Below are 14,121 nucleotides of genomic sequence, written 5' to 3'. Positions count from 1 at the left end.
ACTCAACTATTCTGGCCGCTGTCCCACCATCATCTGTCGAGGACGGCGCATGTCCGCGAAGGAAGTCGTTGCGACGGGGAACGGATGCATCGCCTCGGTCGTCATCGACGAGTTCGATCATGTGGCTCCGCTGCGGATTCTGCGCCCCGCCGTCGCGGCGGTGGTCGCCGAGTTCGGCAGATTCGGTCTGACCGTCGACCCGTTCGACCTGGCCCGCGATGGTTCCGAGCCGGCGATCCGGCGAGCGTTGGGCGAGTGGACACCCAGTTCGGACGAGCTTGTGGTGCTGTACTGGGCGGGTCATGGCAGCACGCACGGCGACCATCTCTACCTCTGGTCGCGGGAGACGCCGACGCGTCCGCGCGACGACAACGCGGTGGCCGGCCGGACGCTGGGGCAGTTGCTCGCCGCGAAGAAGGTGAAACAGATCCTCCTGCTCATCGACGCGTGCAGCGCGGCCGGTGGCGTGCAGGACATCGCCGCGGCGTTCCGTGCGGAACTCCAGCGGTACACCTTCGCGGACCCGCGCAGCAAGCCCAGCCTCGCGGTGATCGGATCAGCCGATCACGACCAGCCGGCCAGAGAGGCGGCATTCACCACCGCGCTCGCACTGGTGCTCCGCGACGACACCTGGTGGACTGAGAACGACCGCTACGTCTACACGATGGACATCGTCGACGCGGTCACCGCCCGGTTCGATGAGTTGGGCCTGAGCCAGGCGCCGCAGCACGACATGGTGGGATCAGTGCGGTTGCCGAACCCGCACTACAACGCCGTGGTCCTGGACGGCAGCGTGCCGACGAAACAGTGGCGGCGGCGAGCGCTGTCGAGCCGCGCCGCCCAGCACTTCGTCCTCAAGTACCGGGGAATCGACCTGCCCGCGGACGATGGCTGGCACTTCGCCGGCCGACGCGACCCCCTGCTGGCGATCGTCGGCTGGCTACGGGCCAGGCCGAACGGGATGCTCGTGGTGACGGGCTCGCCCGGCTCGGGCAAGTCTGCCCTCCTCGGCCGGTTGGCGGTGCTGTCCGACCCGTACTGGCGGGGTGTGGCAGTCAGGGCCAAGGCGTTTGATCCGGAGTGCCAGGATGACACCGACCCGGGTGTCGGTGCCATCGACGTCGGCCTGCACGCCAAGAACAAGACCCTGCTCGACTGCCTTCAGGACCTGGCCGACGCCCTGGACCTCCCGAGTCCGATCGGAGGCTGGAGTTTCCCCGGCCGGCTCGTCGCCGCGGTCGGCCGGCTCCGGACCCCGCTGACGATCATGCTTGACGCGCTCGACGAGGCGCAGGCCGTCGACCAGTGGCTGATCGTCACCGACCTGCTACGGCCGCTGTCCGAGCTGCCGTTCGTGAAGGTCATGGTCGGCACGCGGCCGCACCGGGCCAATCGGGACGAGGCCGAGGAGCGGGAAGCGCTTCAGGCGCGAGGGCTTGTTGAGGTCCTCGCACCGGAGACCGTCGTTCAGCTCGACGACGATCCCGGGGCCGTCGACGCCGTTGCCGAGTACGTGCGACGGCGGCTGCTGCTTGAGCCTGGTTCCGCCTATCGGCAGGACGCGCCCGCAGTCGGCATCGCGGCTCAGACGATCGCCGAGCACAGCGGCGGTGTCTTCCTGTTCGGACGTCTGATCAGCAGTGCGGTGGCGCACAGCGGCCGGATCGTCGATTTCACGAGTGCCGGCGGGAAGCAGCTGCTCGCCGGTGGCGTGGGTGAGGCCTTCGCCGCCGACCTACAGCGTTACGGTGACGATGCCAGGAGGGTGCGGGAGTTGCTGCTTCCGCTCGCATGGGCGCAGGGTCACGGTCTGCCCCGGCGGCAGATCTGGCTGACCTTGGCCAACGCGCTCCGCGACCGGAGCCGAGGGGCGGACTATCGGGCGGCCGACATCTCCTGGATTCTCGCTCATGCGGGCGCCCACATCATCGAGTCCGGTGAGGACGAACAGACCGTCTACCGGCTGTACCACCAGTCGTACAACGACCACCTGCGGCGCCATGCCGATGTCACGGCCGTGCAGAGCACGATCACGTCGTCTCTCGTCGCGCTCGTGAACGCTGGCGGACGCCGCTGGGACGAGGCGAGCCCCTACCTGCGTCGTCACCTCGCGGCCCATGCCGCTGCCGCCGGACGACTCGGCGAATTGGTCGCCGACCCGCACTTTCTCTACCACGCTGAGCCGCTGCGCCTGCTGCAGGTGCTGGGCACCGTCGACTTCACCGACCATGTGCTGTGCCGGCTGTACTGGCGGGCGGCTGACGAGATGGCCAACGCCTCCCCGGTCCAGCGGGCCGCGCTCCTGCAGTCCGTCGCCCTGCGTGACGAGCCAACCGCCGTGTCGCTCCTGGACTCACCCGCGGGGCTGCCCTGGAAAGGGCTGTGGAGCAAGGGACCGGGTGCGCACTTCCACCGCCGGCTGCCGGGCCACCGAGGCCGTGTGCAGGCCATCGCCTTCGGGGAGGCGGACGGCCGGCAGATCGTGGCTACCGGTGGCACTGACGCGACCATCCGCATCGCCGAGTCGGCCACCGGGCAGTACCTGAGGACGCTCCCCGGCCACAGCCGAGGCGTGGAACGACTGGCCTTCGGATCCATCGCGGGGCAGGCGGTGCTGGCCTCCGGAAGCGCCGACGGCACGGTACGACTCTGGAATCCGGCGACCGGGGAACACCTCCACACGATCAGCGTGAACGCCGCTGGCGTCAGCAGCCTGGTGTTCTGCACACTTCAGGGTCGGACCCGGCTGGTTACCGGTGGTGCCGAGGGTCGCCTGTGGATCTGGGATCCCGCCTCGTCCACCCGGCTCAGAGAGTTGCCGGGACACAGGGGTGGGGTCCGTGGTCTGGCCGTGCTGGACCTGAGCGACGGCCCGCTCCTGGCATCGGCCGGCGGCAGTGACCTGACCGTCCGGCTGTGGGATCTGGCGACCGGGGAGTGCACGCGGGTGATCAAGGGGCACCGAGACTGGGTGAACTCGGTGGCGCTCGGCAGGCACGGTGACAAAGTCGTGGTCGCGAGCGGTGACAGCAAGGGGGTTGTGCAGCTGTTCGACGTCAGCAGTGGGCAGCTTCGATGGCGGCAACAGATCCGCGGCTGGATCCACGATCTGACGTTCGTCAAGGTGCGCGGCGTCAACCGGCTCGCACTGGCGCGCTCGGGCCTCACGATCCCCCTGATCGACCCCCGGGACGGCACCAGTTCCGGTGCTCTGATCGGCCACTACTCCGACACGACCGTCCTGGCCACCGCCCAGGTCGCCGGCCGATCGGTGCTCGCGAGCGGTGGGCGCACCGGTTTCACCAGACTGTGGGACTGCGATTGGTTGACCGATGCCATGACGGCTACCCACGCCGAGACGGCTGGAGTGGTGATCCGCGCGCTCCCGCCCAACGGTGGTCGAGCGCTGATCGTGTGGCAGGACGGCACCGGGTCGACCGCCGTCGGCGAGGTGGCCACCGGTGAACCGGTGGCCACGATCCCGGCGGGCCGGTTCGACGCGGTCACCGTACGTTCTGACCGCCGACGTAGCCTCCTCGGCGTCGTCGAGAATGGGCACGTCCACGTGGTGGACGTCGACGGCCGGCGACCCGCCATCAGCTTTCCCGTGCCCCGAATGACCGTCGCGAACCTGGCGCTGGACGAGTTCGGCGACGAGCTGGTCATGGCCGCCGGATCACCGACCGAGCCGTTCGTGGAAGTGTGGACGGGCAAGCTCAACTCCCGGACGTTCCGGCCGTCGGTCACGCTGCTGCCGATAAGTCAGACGCAGCCCAGGTACGGGCCGGCGGGTGCCCGGCTGACGCAGCTCATCCAAGTGGGCCAGCGAACGGTGGTCGTCGCGGCCAGCACGGAAGGGATCCTGCACTTCTGGGACGGCAGGAGCGGTGAAGTGCTCAAGCTGCACAGCCCCGCTTCCGACTACCAGGACTTTCGACGCGTTGGCGCGGTAGCGACATCGGAGACATCCAGCGGGGCGAGGCTTGTCACGGCGTTCGAGTTGATCGAGATCGAGGCGACCCAGACGGGCCTGGAGGTCAGACACGTCAGGGCTCTTCCGTACGACGCCGGCTACCCCACCGCCGTCAATCTCGCCGAGGTGGCGGGTGAGACTCACATCGTGATCGGCAACGACGCGGGCTGGGTCGGGGTCTGGCACTGGGAGTCCAAGCAGCTGTTGTGGCGGGTGTGGCAGGGCTACAAGCCGTCACATGTCGCGCTCTTCCCCGAGCCGACTGGCCGCTTGCGCCTGCTGGCATCGGGATCGGGACGGATCACGACGTACGACCTGAACTACCCGGCTCACGCCCGGCCGGGCGCCTAGCGGGATTCCCCGGCCGGGCGGTCGGCTCACCGCGCCGGCTCGGCGGGGAGGCGGTGCCGCCGGATCAGCCGCTGCCCGATGAAGGTCCGCCAGACCCGGTCCGCGACTGTCGGTTCGACGATCCAGAGCCGACGCTGCGCCTCGGCGAGGGTGAGCGGCGCGCTGAAGAGGTCCAGGAACAGCCGGCTGCTGCGGTTGAGCGCGAACACCTGACCGTCGACCCGGCGGAACAGGTGCCGGTCGGCCGGGAGGTCGCCCGGGGTGCCGTCCTGCTCGTCGGACCGGATCCGCCGGTACGCCTCCCAGACCTGTTCGTCGTCACGCTCCACGAAGGAGCCGTTGGCGAGGAACTCGGTCTGGTCGTCGGTGTCGTGCCGGACCCGGTCGTTGGCGAGGACGCCACGCACCGCGGTGCCGTACCGGTCGTGGTAGAAGAACGTGTGCGGGGTGTCGGTGCTGCCCAGCCACGGCCGGTGGTAGTGCCCCGGGTTCAGGCCCGCCTTGGCCTGGGCGACCTCGGCCTGCGCCGCCTCCGTCACCGGCTCGTCGTACTTGAGCATCCGGACGATGTCGGAGCCTTCCACCGGCCGCACGTTGGTAATGCCGAACCGTTCGGGTTCCTTGGCGACGATGGCGCCCGGGGTCAGCATGAAGTCACCGAGCCCGCCGAGGGTCCACAGGTCCGGGTTGTCGCGCAGGAAGGTGACGCTGTCCAGCGCCTCCTCGCGGGTCTCGGTGGGGAAACCGGTGAAGCCCATCATCTGCACACCGATGTTGGCCTTGGTCATCGCGGTCATGGTGCGGCGTACCTGTTCGGGTTTGGTGCCCTTGTCGATCAGGTCGAGGATGCGTTGGTTGCCGGATTCGAAGCCGACCGAGATGGCCACGCAGCCGCTGCGCCGCAGCAGTTCGCAGCGCTCGTCGGACCAGTACTTCTCCAGCCGGATCTCAGCGCCCCAGCGGAAGTCCAGCCCTCGCTCGACGACCTGCTCGGCGAAGCGCAGGATGGTCGCGGGGGCGAGCACGTCGACGGAGAAGTAGATGAACTTGGCGAACTTCGACAGCTCGGTGACGTCCGCGATCATGGTGCCCACCGTGTCCTGCCGCCAGGGGCTGGTGGGGCCGTCGGTGTTCAGTCCGTAGTCGCAGAACGTGCACTTGTTCCAGTAGCAGCCCCGGGTCGGCGAGTAGTAGACGAACTTCTCCGGGCTGAGGTAGAGGTCCCAGGGCAGGCCGGAGAAGTCCGGCACCGGCACCTGCGCCAGGCGTTCGTAGCGCAGCGGCAGGTGACGCTGGCGGCCGTACCTGGGGTGCAGCCGGACGTTGGGGTGCCCGCCCGGGAGGGTGCCGGCCGCCACCGCGTCCAGGATCTCCGTGTACGCGCTCTCGCCCTCGCCGACCACAATCGCGTCGAAGTCGGCGAGCACCTGGAAGACGTACTCGGGTTTGCTGGCGCACTTCCAGACGTCGGAGATCTCCGTGCCCCCCGCGATGAGGAAGACGTCCGGGCAGGCCTGCCGGATGAGTCGCGCGATCCACAGCGCGAACGGCAACTGCCACTGGTAGGTGGCGCTGATGCCGATCACCTGGTGCCCGCCCGCGGCCAGCCGTGGAATCAGCACGTCCTCGTAGTACGGCAGGAAGGGCCGGTTGAGCCGGGCGAGCAGCGCCTCGTCGGTCAGCGCGGCCACCGAACCGATCGAGATCATCGGCGGTGGGTGGAGGCGGAAGCCGGCGTGGAACTGCCCGGGAAACCCGACCGAGCCGAGCGCGTCCATCCAGGAGATCACGCCCTCGACGGCGTCCTGGTAGTGCCGGTAGTCGTAGAAGAGGGTCGGATCCTGCAGCACGCCGATCGACCGACGCAGCCGCTCCGGATCCGGGTCGGGCAGGCCGAGCTGGTTGGCCCGGGCCATCAGCGCGTCCGGGCCGCTGAGGTCGTCGATCGAGAGCCGGGACAGTTCCCGCCGCAGCCAGTCGTACGCCGACGGGGTGTACGAGTGGTGGAACGCCTCGATGTTGGCGTCGATGATCTCCGCCGGCTGGTGCCCCTGGGCCCGGGCGTACGAGTCGAGGTAGTTCAGGGAGTGGTATCCCGAGGTGGGATCGGTCAGCGGGGGGTAGATCAGTGCCGCCTTCACCGTGCCGCTCATCGACGCCTCCTCAGCCGACCCGGGCCGCTGGACCGGCCAGGGTGCCCTCCTGCGCGCGCGTGCCCACGGTGGGCAGTCGCGGGGAACCGAACGCCTTGACGTACGCGACCAGCGGTTCGGCGGCGTACCGGAACGCCGCGAGGTCGACGAAGCCCCGGTCCCACGCCGCCGCTTCCAGCTCGTCGACGGCACAGCCCCACAGCCGTGCGAAGCACGCGTCGACGATCTCGGTGCGGAAGTGCAGGCGAGCACCCGGGCGGCGACGCCCCGTGGTCCGCGGGACGAGCGTCTCGTTCAGCGACGCCGCGGTCGCCGCGACCTGCCGCGCCGCGGTGAGCAACGCGGGGGTACGCAGCGGCGCCGCGACCATCCACAGCGCCAGGCTGCGGTACGGCGTGGTGCCGAACGCGCGCACCAACACCCGCAGCACCGCCTCGCGGTCGTCGAGGTCCCGTTCCCGGTCGGTCAACCAGTCCCACCCGTTCGCCGGGGCACCGGTCAGCCCGCGTCGGCGGGCCACCTCACTGGCGCGTTCCTCGACCGCCGGGTCGGTGATGTCGACCTCGGCCAGCCCGGCCAGCACTCCCTGCCGGTGCCAGGTCGGCGACTCGGGATGCAGCAGCATCAGCACCGCGGCGGCCTCCCGGTCGCTGGTCCAGTGCCCGCCGACCGGTTCGCCGGCGAACCGGGAGCGCCAGCTGTCGAGAAAGCGGGTGTGCAGGTTGTCGATCGGTTGGTCGCCGGGGTGCGCCGGGCACAGCTCGGGGGCGCTGTCCGCCGCCATCGACAGCAGCAGCCGCGCGTCGGCGCCCTTGGCGTCGCTGGGGTCCTGCCGGTGCCACGTCAGGAACCGGTCCACCACGTCTTTCGCCTCGGCCGGCGCGCTGCGTTCCAGCGCCCGGTAAGACCGTCGGCGGAAGGGCAGGTCCCGGCCGATGTTCAGCAGCAGCACCGCCTCGGTGTCGCTGAGCACGCCGGCCGCGACGGCGCGGCGCAGCGCGACCCGGATGTTCACCAGCGGGACGCTCAGGGCGCGGTGGCCGTCCTCGGCGGGGCCGTGCACCACGGCCACCTCGTCGTCGCCCGTGACGACCCCGTCGCGGTAGAGCTGGAAGACCTCGCCGACGCCACGCATACCGAACGGCCACAGCTCGGCGGCGCGCAGTGCGCCCATGCTGGCCGCGCCGGCCACTGTCACGCCACGGGCGAGCAGGTCGAGGATCTCCCGGTGGCGGACCGGCGGGTGTTGCAGGAAGAACCCGTCGATGACGAGGACCCGGTCGCCGGGGGCGACGTCCAGGCGGAGCAGATCGCCGTGCGCGACGGGGGGCAGCACCACCGCGTCGGGCAGCAGCCGACCGACCTCGTCGGCGGGCAGGCTCGGGCCGATGAAGACGACGTCAGTCACGGGGCACCCCCGGTCGGGTGCTCAGCGCCCGTTCGTCGAACATCCGCAGGCCGGGGGCGAACACCTTGCTGACCGCGATGCCGATGTCGTCGTGGGTCAGGTCGACGCTGAACGGCTCGACGCCGGTGACCCGCTGCACCCGGGACGCCAGCTCGCGCAGCACCTGGGTCACGTCCCCCACCGGTGGCGGATTCCGGCGGACCGGCCGGACGGGCCGGTCGACGGTGGGCGGCGGCACCGGCGGCGCGCCGACATCGTGGTACGCGGTGGCGTCGATGTCGTCCCGGGCTCCGGAGACCATGACGAGGCGCGACTGTGCCGCCTCCGCCATGGCTCGACCGACGGCGATCTCCGGGTCCACGTGGCAGCCGAAGCCGCCGAAGGTGACCGGCAGGTCCTCCGACCAGATCGAGGCGGCGTAGCAGGGCACGTCGACAGCGTTGGTGATGTCGCAGACCTCCACCCAGCAACCGGCGCGCACCAGCGCGTCGTGCACCGTGCGGGTCATCGCGTTGGTGGCGGTGCCCGGGTCGGCGTAGGTGCGCTCGGCCAGCGGGGCGGTGCAGTACGGGGCGATGCAGTCGCGTTCGACGACCTCCAGCAGAGCGTGCAGGCTGGCCTCGGCGAAGGTGTTCCCGGTGGCCAGCCCGTTGCTGCTGGGGGTGAACAGGGCGCGGTCCCAGCCACGCCGGATGGTGAAGTCCAGTTCGATGGTGGCGCGCGGCACCAGGTAGGGCGTCCCGGTCACCAGCCCACGGCCGGCCACCCAGTCGAGTTCGACGGCGGGGGTCACCGGTGACCGTTCCGCCAGGTGCAGCCACCGGACGTCGTAGGGCAGGTCGAGCGCCTCGGCCGGGGACCGGACGACGGTCCCCGGCCGGAGGTTCTCGGCATGCCAGGACTCGATGCTCTCCATGACCGCGCTGACCCGGGCCTGCATCGCCGTGGCGCCGGTGCCGACGCTCACCGCCATGGTGGCTCCCACCGGCCGGTAGGCGACGTGCACCGGTAGGCCGATCTCGTCGAGCCGGGTGATGTCGGCGACCCGGGTGATCCGGAACCGGTCGAGCAGGTGTCCGACCCGCTCCCAGGTCTGCTCCACGGTGGCCGTCCGGTAGGTGCCGGATCGGAAGGCGATGGTCTCGGTCGTGTCAGTCATCGAGGCTCCCGGCGGGGGGTGGGGAACTCAGAGGATGAGGACGGCGATGATGTTGACGTTGTTGTCGGCGATGGGGGCCACGCCGCCGGCGACCGTCTCCAGCTCGGCCTCGGTGAGCTCGTTGAGGTCGACCAGCGGCACCTCGGGCACGTGCAGGATGTGCAGGCCGGGCGTGCCGGCCCAGTCGGCGACGATCTGGTCCTTGGTGTAGAGCGTGGCGGGCTGGGCGCGGTCGACCTCGACCCGGGCGCCGGGGGTGACCGGCAGGCCGGCCGCGGTCGCGTAGCCGGTCGGGTCGGCGAGCAGGCGCTGCAGTTCCTCGTCGCTGCGCCACACTGCGGTGACCAGTTCCGAGTATTTGGTCACGAACCTCGCGCCATATTCCTGTTCGTCGTTGCTCATCGTTCGGTCCTTTCCTCGGGTGGCTGCAAGACGGGGTGTGATCGTCGTGGCGAGAACGCTACGAAGATCGAGCTTCGACAATCAATGTTTTTCGGCTGTCTGCCATCAGAATCTGCCGTTCCGGCGAATGGGCGGCAGACTTCGGTGTCAGGTGCAGCAGCACGGGCAGCAGCAGGCGCAGCTGGGGTCCAGGCCGGCGACGACGCTGTCCAGTTCGTCCTCGGCCAATTCCGCCTGAGCCACCGGCAGCAGCGACGGCACGAAGAGCACGAACGTGCCGGTGCTGGCGGCCTGCTGCCAGGACTCGATCTGCACCTCCAGGTCCGGATCGGCGTCGGTGACGTCCCGGACGACCCGGACCTGCACGTCCTCGGACAGTTGGAGCCCGTAGCCGGCGAGGAAGCCGCGCGGGTCCCGGTCGAGCGCCTGCTCCTTGCCCGGGTCGGCCCAGACGTCGGCGACCAGCCGGCTGTACGCGGCCACGAAGACCGCTCGATCGACAGGTGTCACACCCTGCTCCCTTCGATGGTCGTCCGCCGATGGCGGCGACAGGCAGCGCGGGAGGGTCCGGGCCGCCGGTTTCGCTTCATCGTGGGTCACCGGTGGAGCCGGTCTGCTCGGCGAGCGGGAATTTCACCGAATGTGGCCGCGAAAAGGTTGCGCTGCGGCGAAAGCCGGGTAATTGGGAATCAGCGAGTTGCGGCGGATGGTGATCCTAATGAATGTCACCACTGTGGACAAGTAGTAATTCCCCGCCTTTCACCCGCCCGGCGTCCGCACTTACGCTGCGATCGGCGGACCGCCCAGCGTGACAGCGGTTCGACGGGGTTGCCGTGTTCCGTCACCGAGTGCTGCCGGAGGCCACCGTGACCATCGACGAGGTGACGACGACGTCCGGCGCTCCGGTCGGGTACAGCGTGGAGGAGCTGGCCCGCAAGGTGGGGATGTCGCCGCGCAACATCCGAGCCCACCAGGCCCGGCGGCTGCTGCCCCCGCCGGTGCGCCGCGGTCGGGCCGCGCTCTACGACGACTCCCACGTCCGTCGGCTGGACGCGATCCTGGCCCTGCAACGACAGGGTTTCAACCTGGTGTCCATCGAGGCGATGCTCGGGGTCCGGGCCAGTGACGACGCGCCGGACGGGCTCACCGCGATGCTGCAACGGCTGACCGCCGACCGTCCCGCGTTGGCCCACGCGTTGACCCGGCACGGCGTGATCGGCCGGACCACCGACGGCACCGTCCGCACCGTCCGGCCGCGTCCGCTGCGCGCCGCCCTGGACCTGCACCGGGTACGGGTGGGCACGGTACCGGCACTGCAGACCCTCAGCGAGGTGCTGGACAGCCTCCGGCCGGTCGCCGACGAGCTGGTCGCCGCCGTGACCGCCCGGCTGCTGACCCTCGCTCCGGAGCTGGTACGCAGCGACGCCCGGTCGTCCTGGGCCGATCTCGACCGGGAGACCCTGTTGCTCACCCAGGGCGTGGTCAACGTGCTCACCGAGGCGTTCCGACTGGCGGTGGAGAACCAGTCCGAGGCACACATCGCCGAGCTGCTGGAGAACCACCTCGACGCGGACGTGTGCCTGGAGGACAGCACCGTCATCGACAACGGCTGACCGGGCCGTCAGCCGGTCGCGGGCTGGCCGTCCGCCTGTCGACTCTCCGGCACGGCGTCGGACCGTTCCGGTTCGGTGAGCAGTTGCCGCCGCGCCAACCGGTGGAACAGCCCGTCACTGTCGCCCATCAACTCGTCGAACGTGCCCCGCTGGACGATCCGCCCCGCTTCGAGGACCACAATGGTGTCCGCCGCACGGACCGTGGACAGCCGGTGGGCGATGACCACCCGGGTCGCGGCCAGCGCCGCGGTGCTGCGGCTGACCACCTCCTGGGTGCGGTTGTCGAGGGCGCTCGTCGCCTCGTCGAGGAAGATGATCCGGGGTAGCGGGGCCAGCGCGCGGGCGATTAGCACCCGCTGACGTTGCCCGACGGAGAGCGTCCCGCCGCCGAACGGCACCATCGTGCTCATCCCCATCGGCAGCGCCTCCAGGTCGTCGGCGAGGCCGGCCATCCGCGCCGCCTCCCAGACCTGGTCGAGTCCGAAGCTGCCGGCGCCGCAGATGTTGTCGCGTACCGAGCCGGCAAAGAGCTGACCGTCCTGCAGGACCACTCCGCACTGCCTGCGGACCGCGTGCACGTCGAGTTCGGAGAGGTCCTGCCCGTCGTAGAGCACGGCGCCCTGCTGCTGGCGTTCGAAGCCGAGCAGCAACCGCAGCAGTGTGGACTTCCCGCAGCCACTCGGCCCGACGATGGCGACGAACTCACCGGGGCGGATGTGCAGGTCGATGTCGACGAGCACCGGCGGCTCGTCCGGCTGGTAGGCGAAGGTGAGCCGGCGCAGCGCGATCTCGCCGCGCAACTCGCCCGGGTCCACCCGGTCCGGTCGCGCCTCGGGGTCAGCGCGCAGGATCTCCCGCAGGCTGCCCAGCCGGGGCACCGCCGCGATCACTTCGACCCCGGCCGACACCAGCACCAGCAGCCCGCCCAGCAGCATCGCGAAGCCGACGTTGAGGATGAAGAAGTCGGCCGGCGCGACCCGGCCGGCGAGCGGCCCCATCAGCACGGCGAACAGGACCAGTTGGCCGGCGACCGGCAGCACGGTGCCGAAGGCGACCAGGCCCGCCTGACTCTGCCGGACCCGTTGCAGCGCCGCTCGGGCCGTCGCGGCCACCTCCGACCAGCGCGCGTGGGCACGGGTCTCGGCGGCCGCCAATTTGATCTTGATGATGCCGCCGAGCAGTTGGTTGGTCATCGCCGCCGCGCGGTGCTCGGCCGGCAGCGCGGACCGTTGCTGGTGGACGATCAGCACGGCGAACCCGCCGAAGGTCAGCATGGTGACGGCGACGATCCCCGCTGCCCAGAGCCCGAGCACCGGCTCGACCACCAGGAGCATGCCGAGGGTCACCGCGACTGTCGCCGCCGCCGTGACGAGCTGCGGCAGCAACGCGCTCAACGCCTCACCGACGAACGAGATCCCCAGCATCGAGTTGGCGATCTCGCCGCTGCTGCGACCGGCGAAGAACCGGGCCGGTAGCCGCATCAGCCGGTCCCAGATCGCCAGCTGCGCCCCCGACTGCATCCGGCCGTCCAACCGCAGCAGACGCAGGTTCTGCACCACACCCACCAGCCCCGCGACCACCGCGGCACTGAGCATCAGCGCGAGGAAACCGACAAGGCCGGTCACCTCACCCTGCCGGGCCAGCTGACCGAGCACCTCGCCGGTGGCGAGCGGCACGCCCAGGCCCAGCACCGCCACGCAGGTGGCGGCGACCACCAGGCCCCGCACGTCGCCGGACGCACCGACCAGCCCGGCCCGCAGCAGGTGGCGCATCCGCGCGGTCGGCGGCAGCGGCGCCTGCACCTCGGTGGCCTCCGCGGCGAACGTGGCGGCCACCGTCGCGTCGACCGGGCCGTACGCCCTGGTGTCCGGGTCGACGTGGTGGTAGCGGCCACGGCGGAACACCAGCGGCACCGCGACGGCGCGCTGCGGGTCCTCGCCGGGCCGCCACCCCACCAGCGGCCCCAGGTCCCGCCGCCACCACCGCTCCGGCAGCCGCACCTCCCGCAGGAACAGGCTGGACGCCCGGGTCACCGCGTGCACCGCCGCCCGGTCGTCCAGCGGCGCGCGGCTGCGGTCGGCCGGCTCGTTGATCGGGCTGCCCATCCCCTCGGTGACCACCCGGAGCACCGAGGCCGCCCGTCCGTACCGGTCGAAGCCGGCCTCGCCGTCGGGGAGCGGAACCGCACCGCCCGCACCGCCGGCGCCGATCACCCCGATCGACCGGCGGGCCGCCGCGGCCAGCACCGCGGCGTCGGCCTCCCGGCGCCGGTGCACGGCACCCAGCACCGCCGCGTCGGCCTCCTCGATCCGGATCTCCACCATCCGCAGCAACCGGGCCACGTGCTGGTCCACCGCCGACCGGAGCTGACCGTTGACCAGCAGGTCCCAGCTGCCGTGGCTCTCCACCGCGCACGCCGACTCGGCCACCACCCAGTCCCGCTCGGCGACCAGCAGCAGCTCCCGCTCCCCCGACATCTCCGCCGGACCACCGTCGTTGCGTCGCAGTTGCCCACCGGCGCTGCGCAGCCACCACGCTCCGCCGGTGGAGGTGACAGCACTCCCCTGCGCCAGCGAAATGATCTCGCGTCCCTGGAGGGTGGACGCCTGCCGGGGCGCCTGCCCGCGACGCAGCGCGTCAGCGACGGCGACCAGCACCAGATCCACCGCCGCCACCAGCTCCGTCGCGGCGACCCGCGCCCGCAGCGACGCCCCCTCGTCCGCCACCCGGCCGAGCCGAACATGCCGTTCCAGCACCGACAGGTGACGCCGGGACAACCCGCGCAGCTCCGTTCCGGGCAACGGCACCAGGATCAGCTGCCACGCACCGATCGCGGTGGACGTCGGCACCAGGCCACCCGCCGGCAGCCGAGCCACGTGGTGCCGACGCGAGGGGCTCATCCCGGCCCGGCGTACCGCGAAGAGGTCGGCCTCACCGCCGGTGACCAGCCAGCCCGCCGCCGGGCCGTCCAGGCGACACACCTGGCGTACGCCGTCCGCGCAGAAAGCGCTCAGGCCACCGGCCGGGGCATCCTCCACCGCGCCACTCATCAGCGTCTCCTC

Annotated in this window: 8 protein-coding genes; 2 read left to right on the top strand and 6 right to left on the bottom strand. The window is 70.9% G+C overall.

Annotation, left to right across the window (positions count from 1 at the left end; translation table 11 throughout):
* Positions 1 to 49: 49 nt before the first annotated feature.
* Positions 50 to 4,324 carry a WD40 repeat domain-containing protein gene (locus tag QCZ28_RS23550; protein ID WP_279518683.1) on the top strand — a complete coding sequence of 1,425 codons (4,275 nt, stop codon included), beginning with the start codon at positions 50 to 52 and terminating at the stop codon, positions 4,322 to 4,324.
* A 26-nt stretch (positions 4,325 to 4,350) separates the two neighbouring features.
* On the opposite strand, the gene QCZ28_RS23545 is transcribed toward QCZ28_RS23550, so the two are convergent.
* From QCZ28_RS23545 to QCZ28_RS23525, 5 genes are all read right to left on the bottom strand, one after another.
* A complete protein-coding gene (locus QCZ28_RS23545) occupies positions 4,351 to 6,477 on the bottom strand; it encodes a radical SAM protein (RefSeq protein WP_279518682.1) in 2,127 nt (708 codons plus the stop codon).
* 10 nt (positions 6,478 to 6,487) lie between these two features.
* Positions 6,488 to 7,885: a TfuA-like protein gene (locus QCZ28_RS23540; protein WP_279518681.1), complete on the bottom strand. Its 1,398-nt coding sequence runs from the start codon at positions 7,883 to 7,885 to the stop codon at positions 6,488 to 6,490.
* Positions 7,878 to 9,044 (bottom strand): YcaO-like family protein, encoded by a 1,167-nt coding sequence (locus tag QCZ28_RS23535; protein WP_279518680.1) that lies wholly within the window; start codon positions 9,042 to 9,044, stop codon positions 7,878 to 7,880. Before QCZ28_RS23535 ends, QCZ28_RS23540 begins: the two co-directional genes overlap by 8 nt.
* A 27-nt stretch (positions 9,045 to 9,071) precedes the next feature.
* A complete protein-coding gene (locus QCZ28_RS23530; protein ID WP_030328340.1) occupies positions 9,072 to 9,446 on the bottom strand; it encodes a class IIb bacteriocin, lactobin A/cerein 7B family in 375 nt (124 codons plus the stop codon).
* 147 nt (positions 9,447 to 9,593) lie between these two features.
* Positions 9,594 to 9,956 (bottom strand): hypothetical protein, encoded by a 363-nt coding sequence (locus tag QCZ28_RS23525; RefSeq protein ID WP_279518679.1) that lies wholly within the window; start codon positions 9,954 to 9,956, stop codon positions 9,594 to 9,596.
* A gap of 323 nt (positions 9,957 to 10,279) precedes the next feature.
* On the opposite strand from QCZ28_RS23525, the gene QCZ28_RS23520 reads away from it, so the two are divergent.
* Entirely contained in the window at positions 10,280 to 11,059 is a 780-nt protein-coding gene (locus QCZ28_RS23520) for a MerR family transcriptional regulator (RefSeq protein WP_279518678.1), read from the top strand.
* 8 nt (positions 11,060 to 11,067) lie between these two features.
* Here the strand turns inward: QCZ28_RS23520 and QCZ28_RS23515 are convergent, their stop codons facing one another.
* Entirely contained in the window at positions 11,068 to 14,109 is a 3,042-nt protein-coding gene (locus tag QCZ28_RS23515) for an ATP-binding cassette domain-containing protein (protein ID WP_279518677.1), read from the bottom strand.
* Between the last annotated feature and the right edge of the window lie 12 nt (positions 14,110 to 14,121).

Origin of the sequence: Micromonospora sp. DH14, assembly GCF_029809455.1 — a bacterium.
Lineage (GTDB): Bacteria > Actinomycetota > Actinomycetes > Mycobacteriales > Micromonosporaceae > Micromonospora > Micromonospora parva.
The sequence above is the reverse complement of the archived record's forward strand: the minus strand, read 5'-3'. Positions and strand labels throughout refer to the sequence as shown.

Bases quoted from the DNA above. Each gene is read 5' to 3' on its own strand.
- QCZ28_RS23545 (WP_279518682.1), bottom strand. From the start codon at position 6,477: ATGAGCGGCACGGTGAAGGCGGCACTGATCTACCCCCCGCTGACCGAT.
- QCZ28_RS23535 (WP_279518680.1), bottom strand. From the start codon at position 9,044: ATGACTGACACGACCGAGACCATCGCCTTCCGATCCGGCACCTACCGG.
- QCZ28_RS23515 (WP_279518677.1), bottom strand. From the start codon at position 14,109: ATGAGTGGCGCGGTGGAGGATGCCCCGGCCGGTGGCCTGAGCGCTTTC.
- QCZ28_RS23530 (WP_030328340.1), bottom strand. From the start codon at position 9,446: ATGAGCAACGACGAACAGGAATATGGCGCGAGGTTCGTGACCAAATAC.
- QCZ28_RS23550 (WP_279518683.1), top strand. From the start codon at position 50: ATGTCCGCGAAGGAAGTCGTTGCGACGGGGAACGGATGCATCGCCTCG.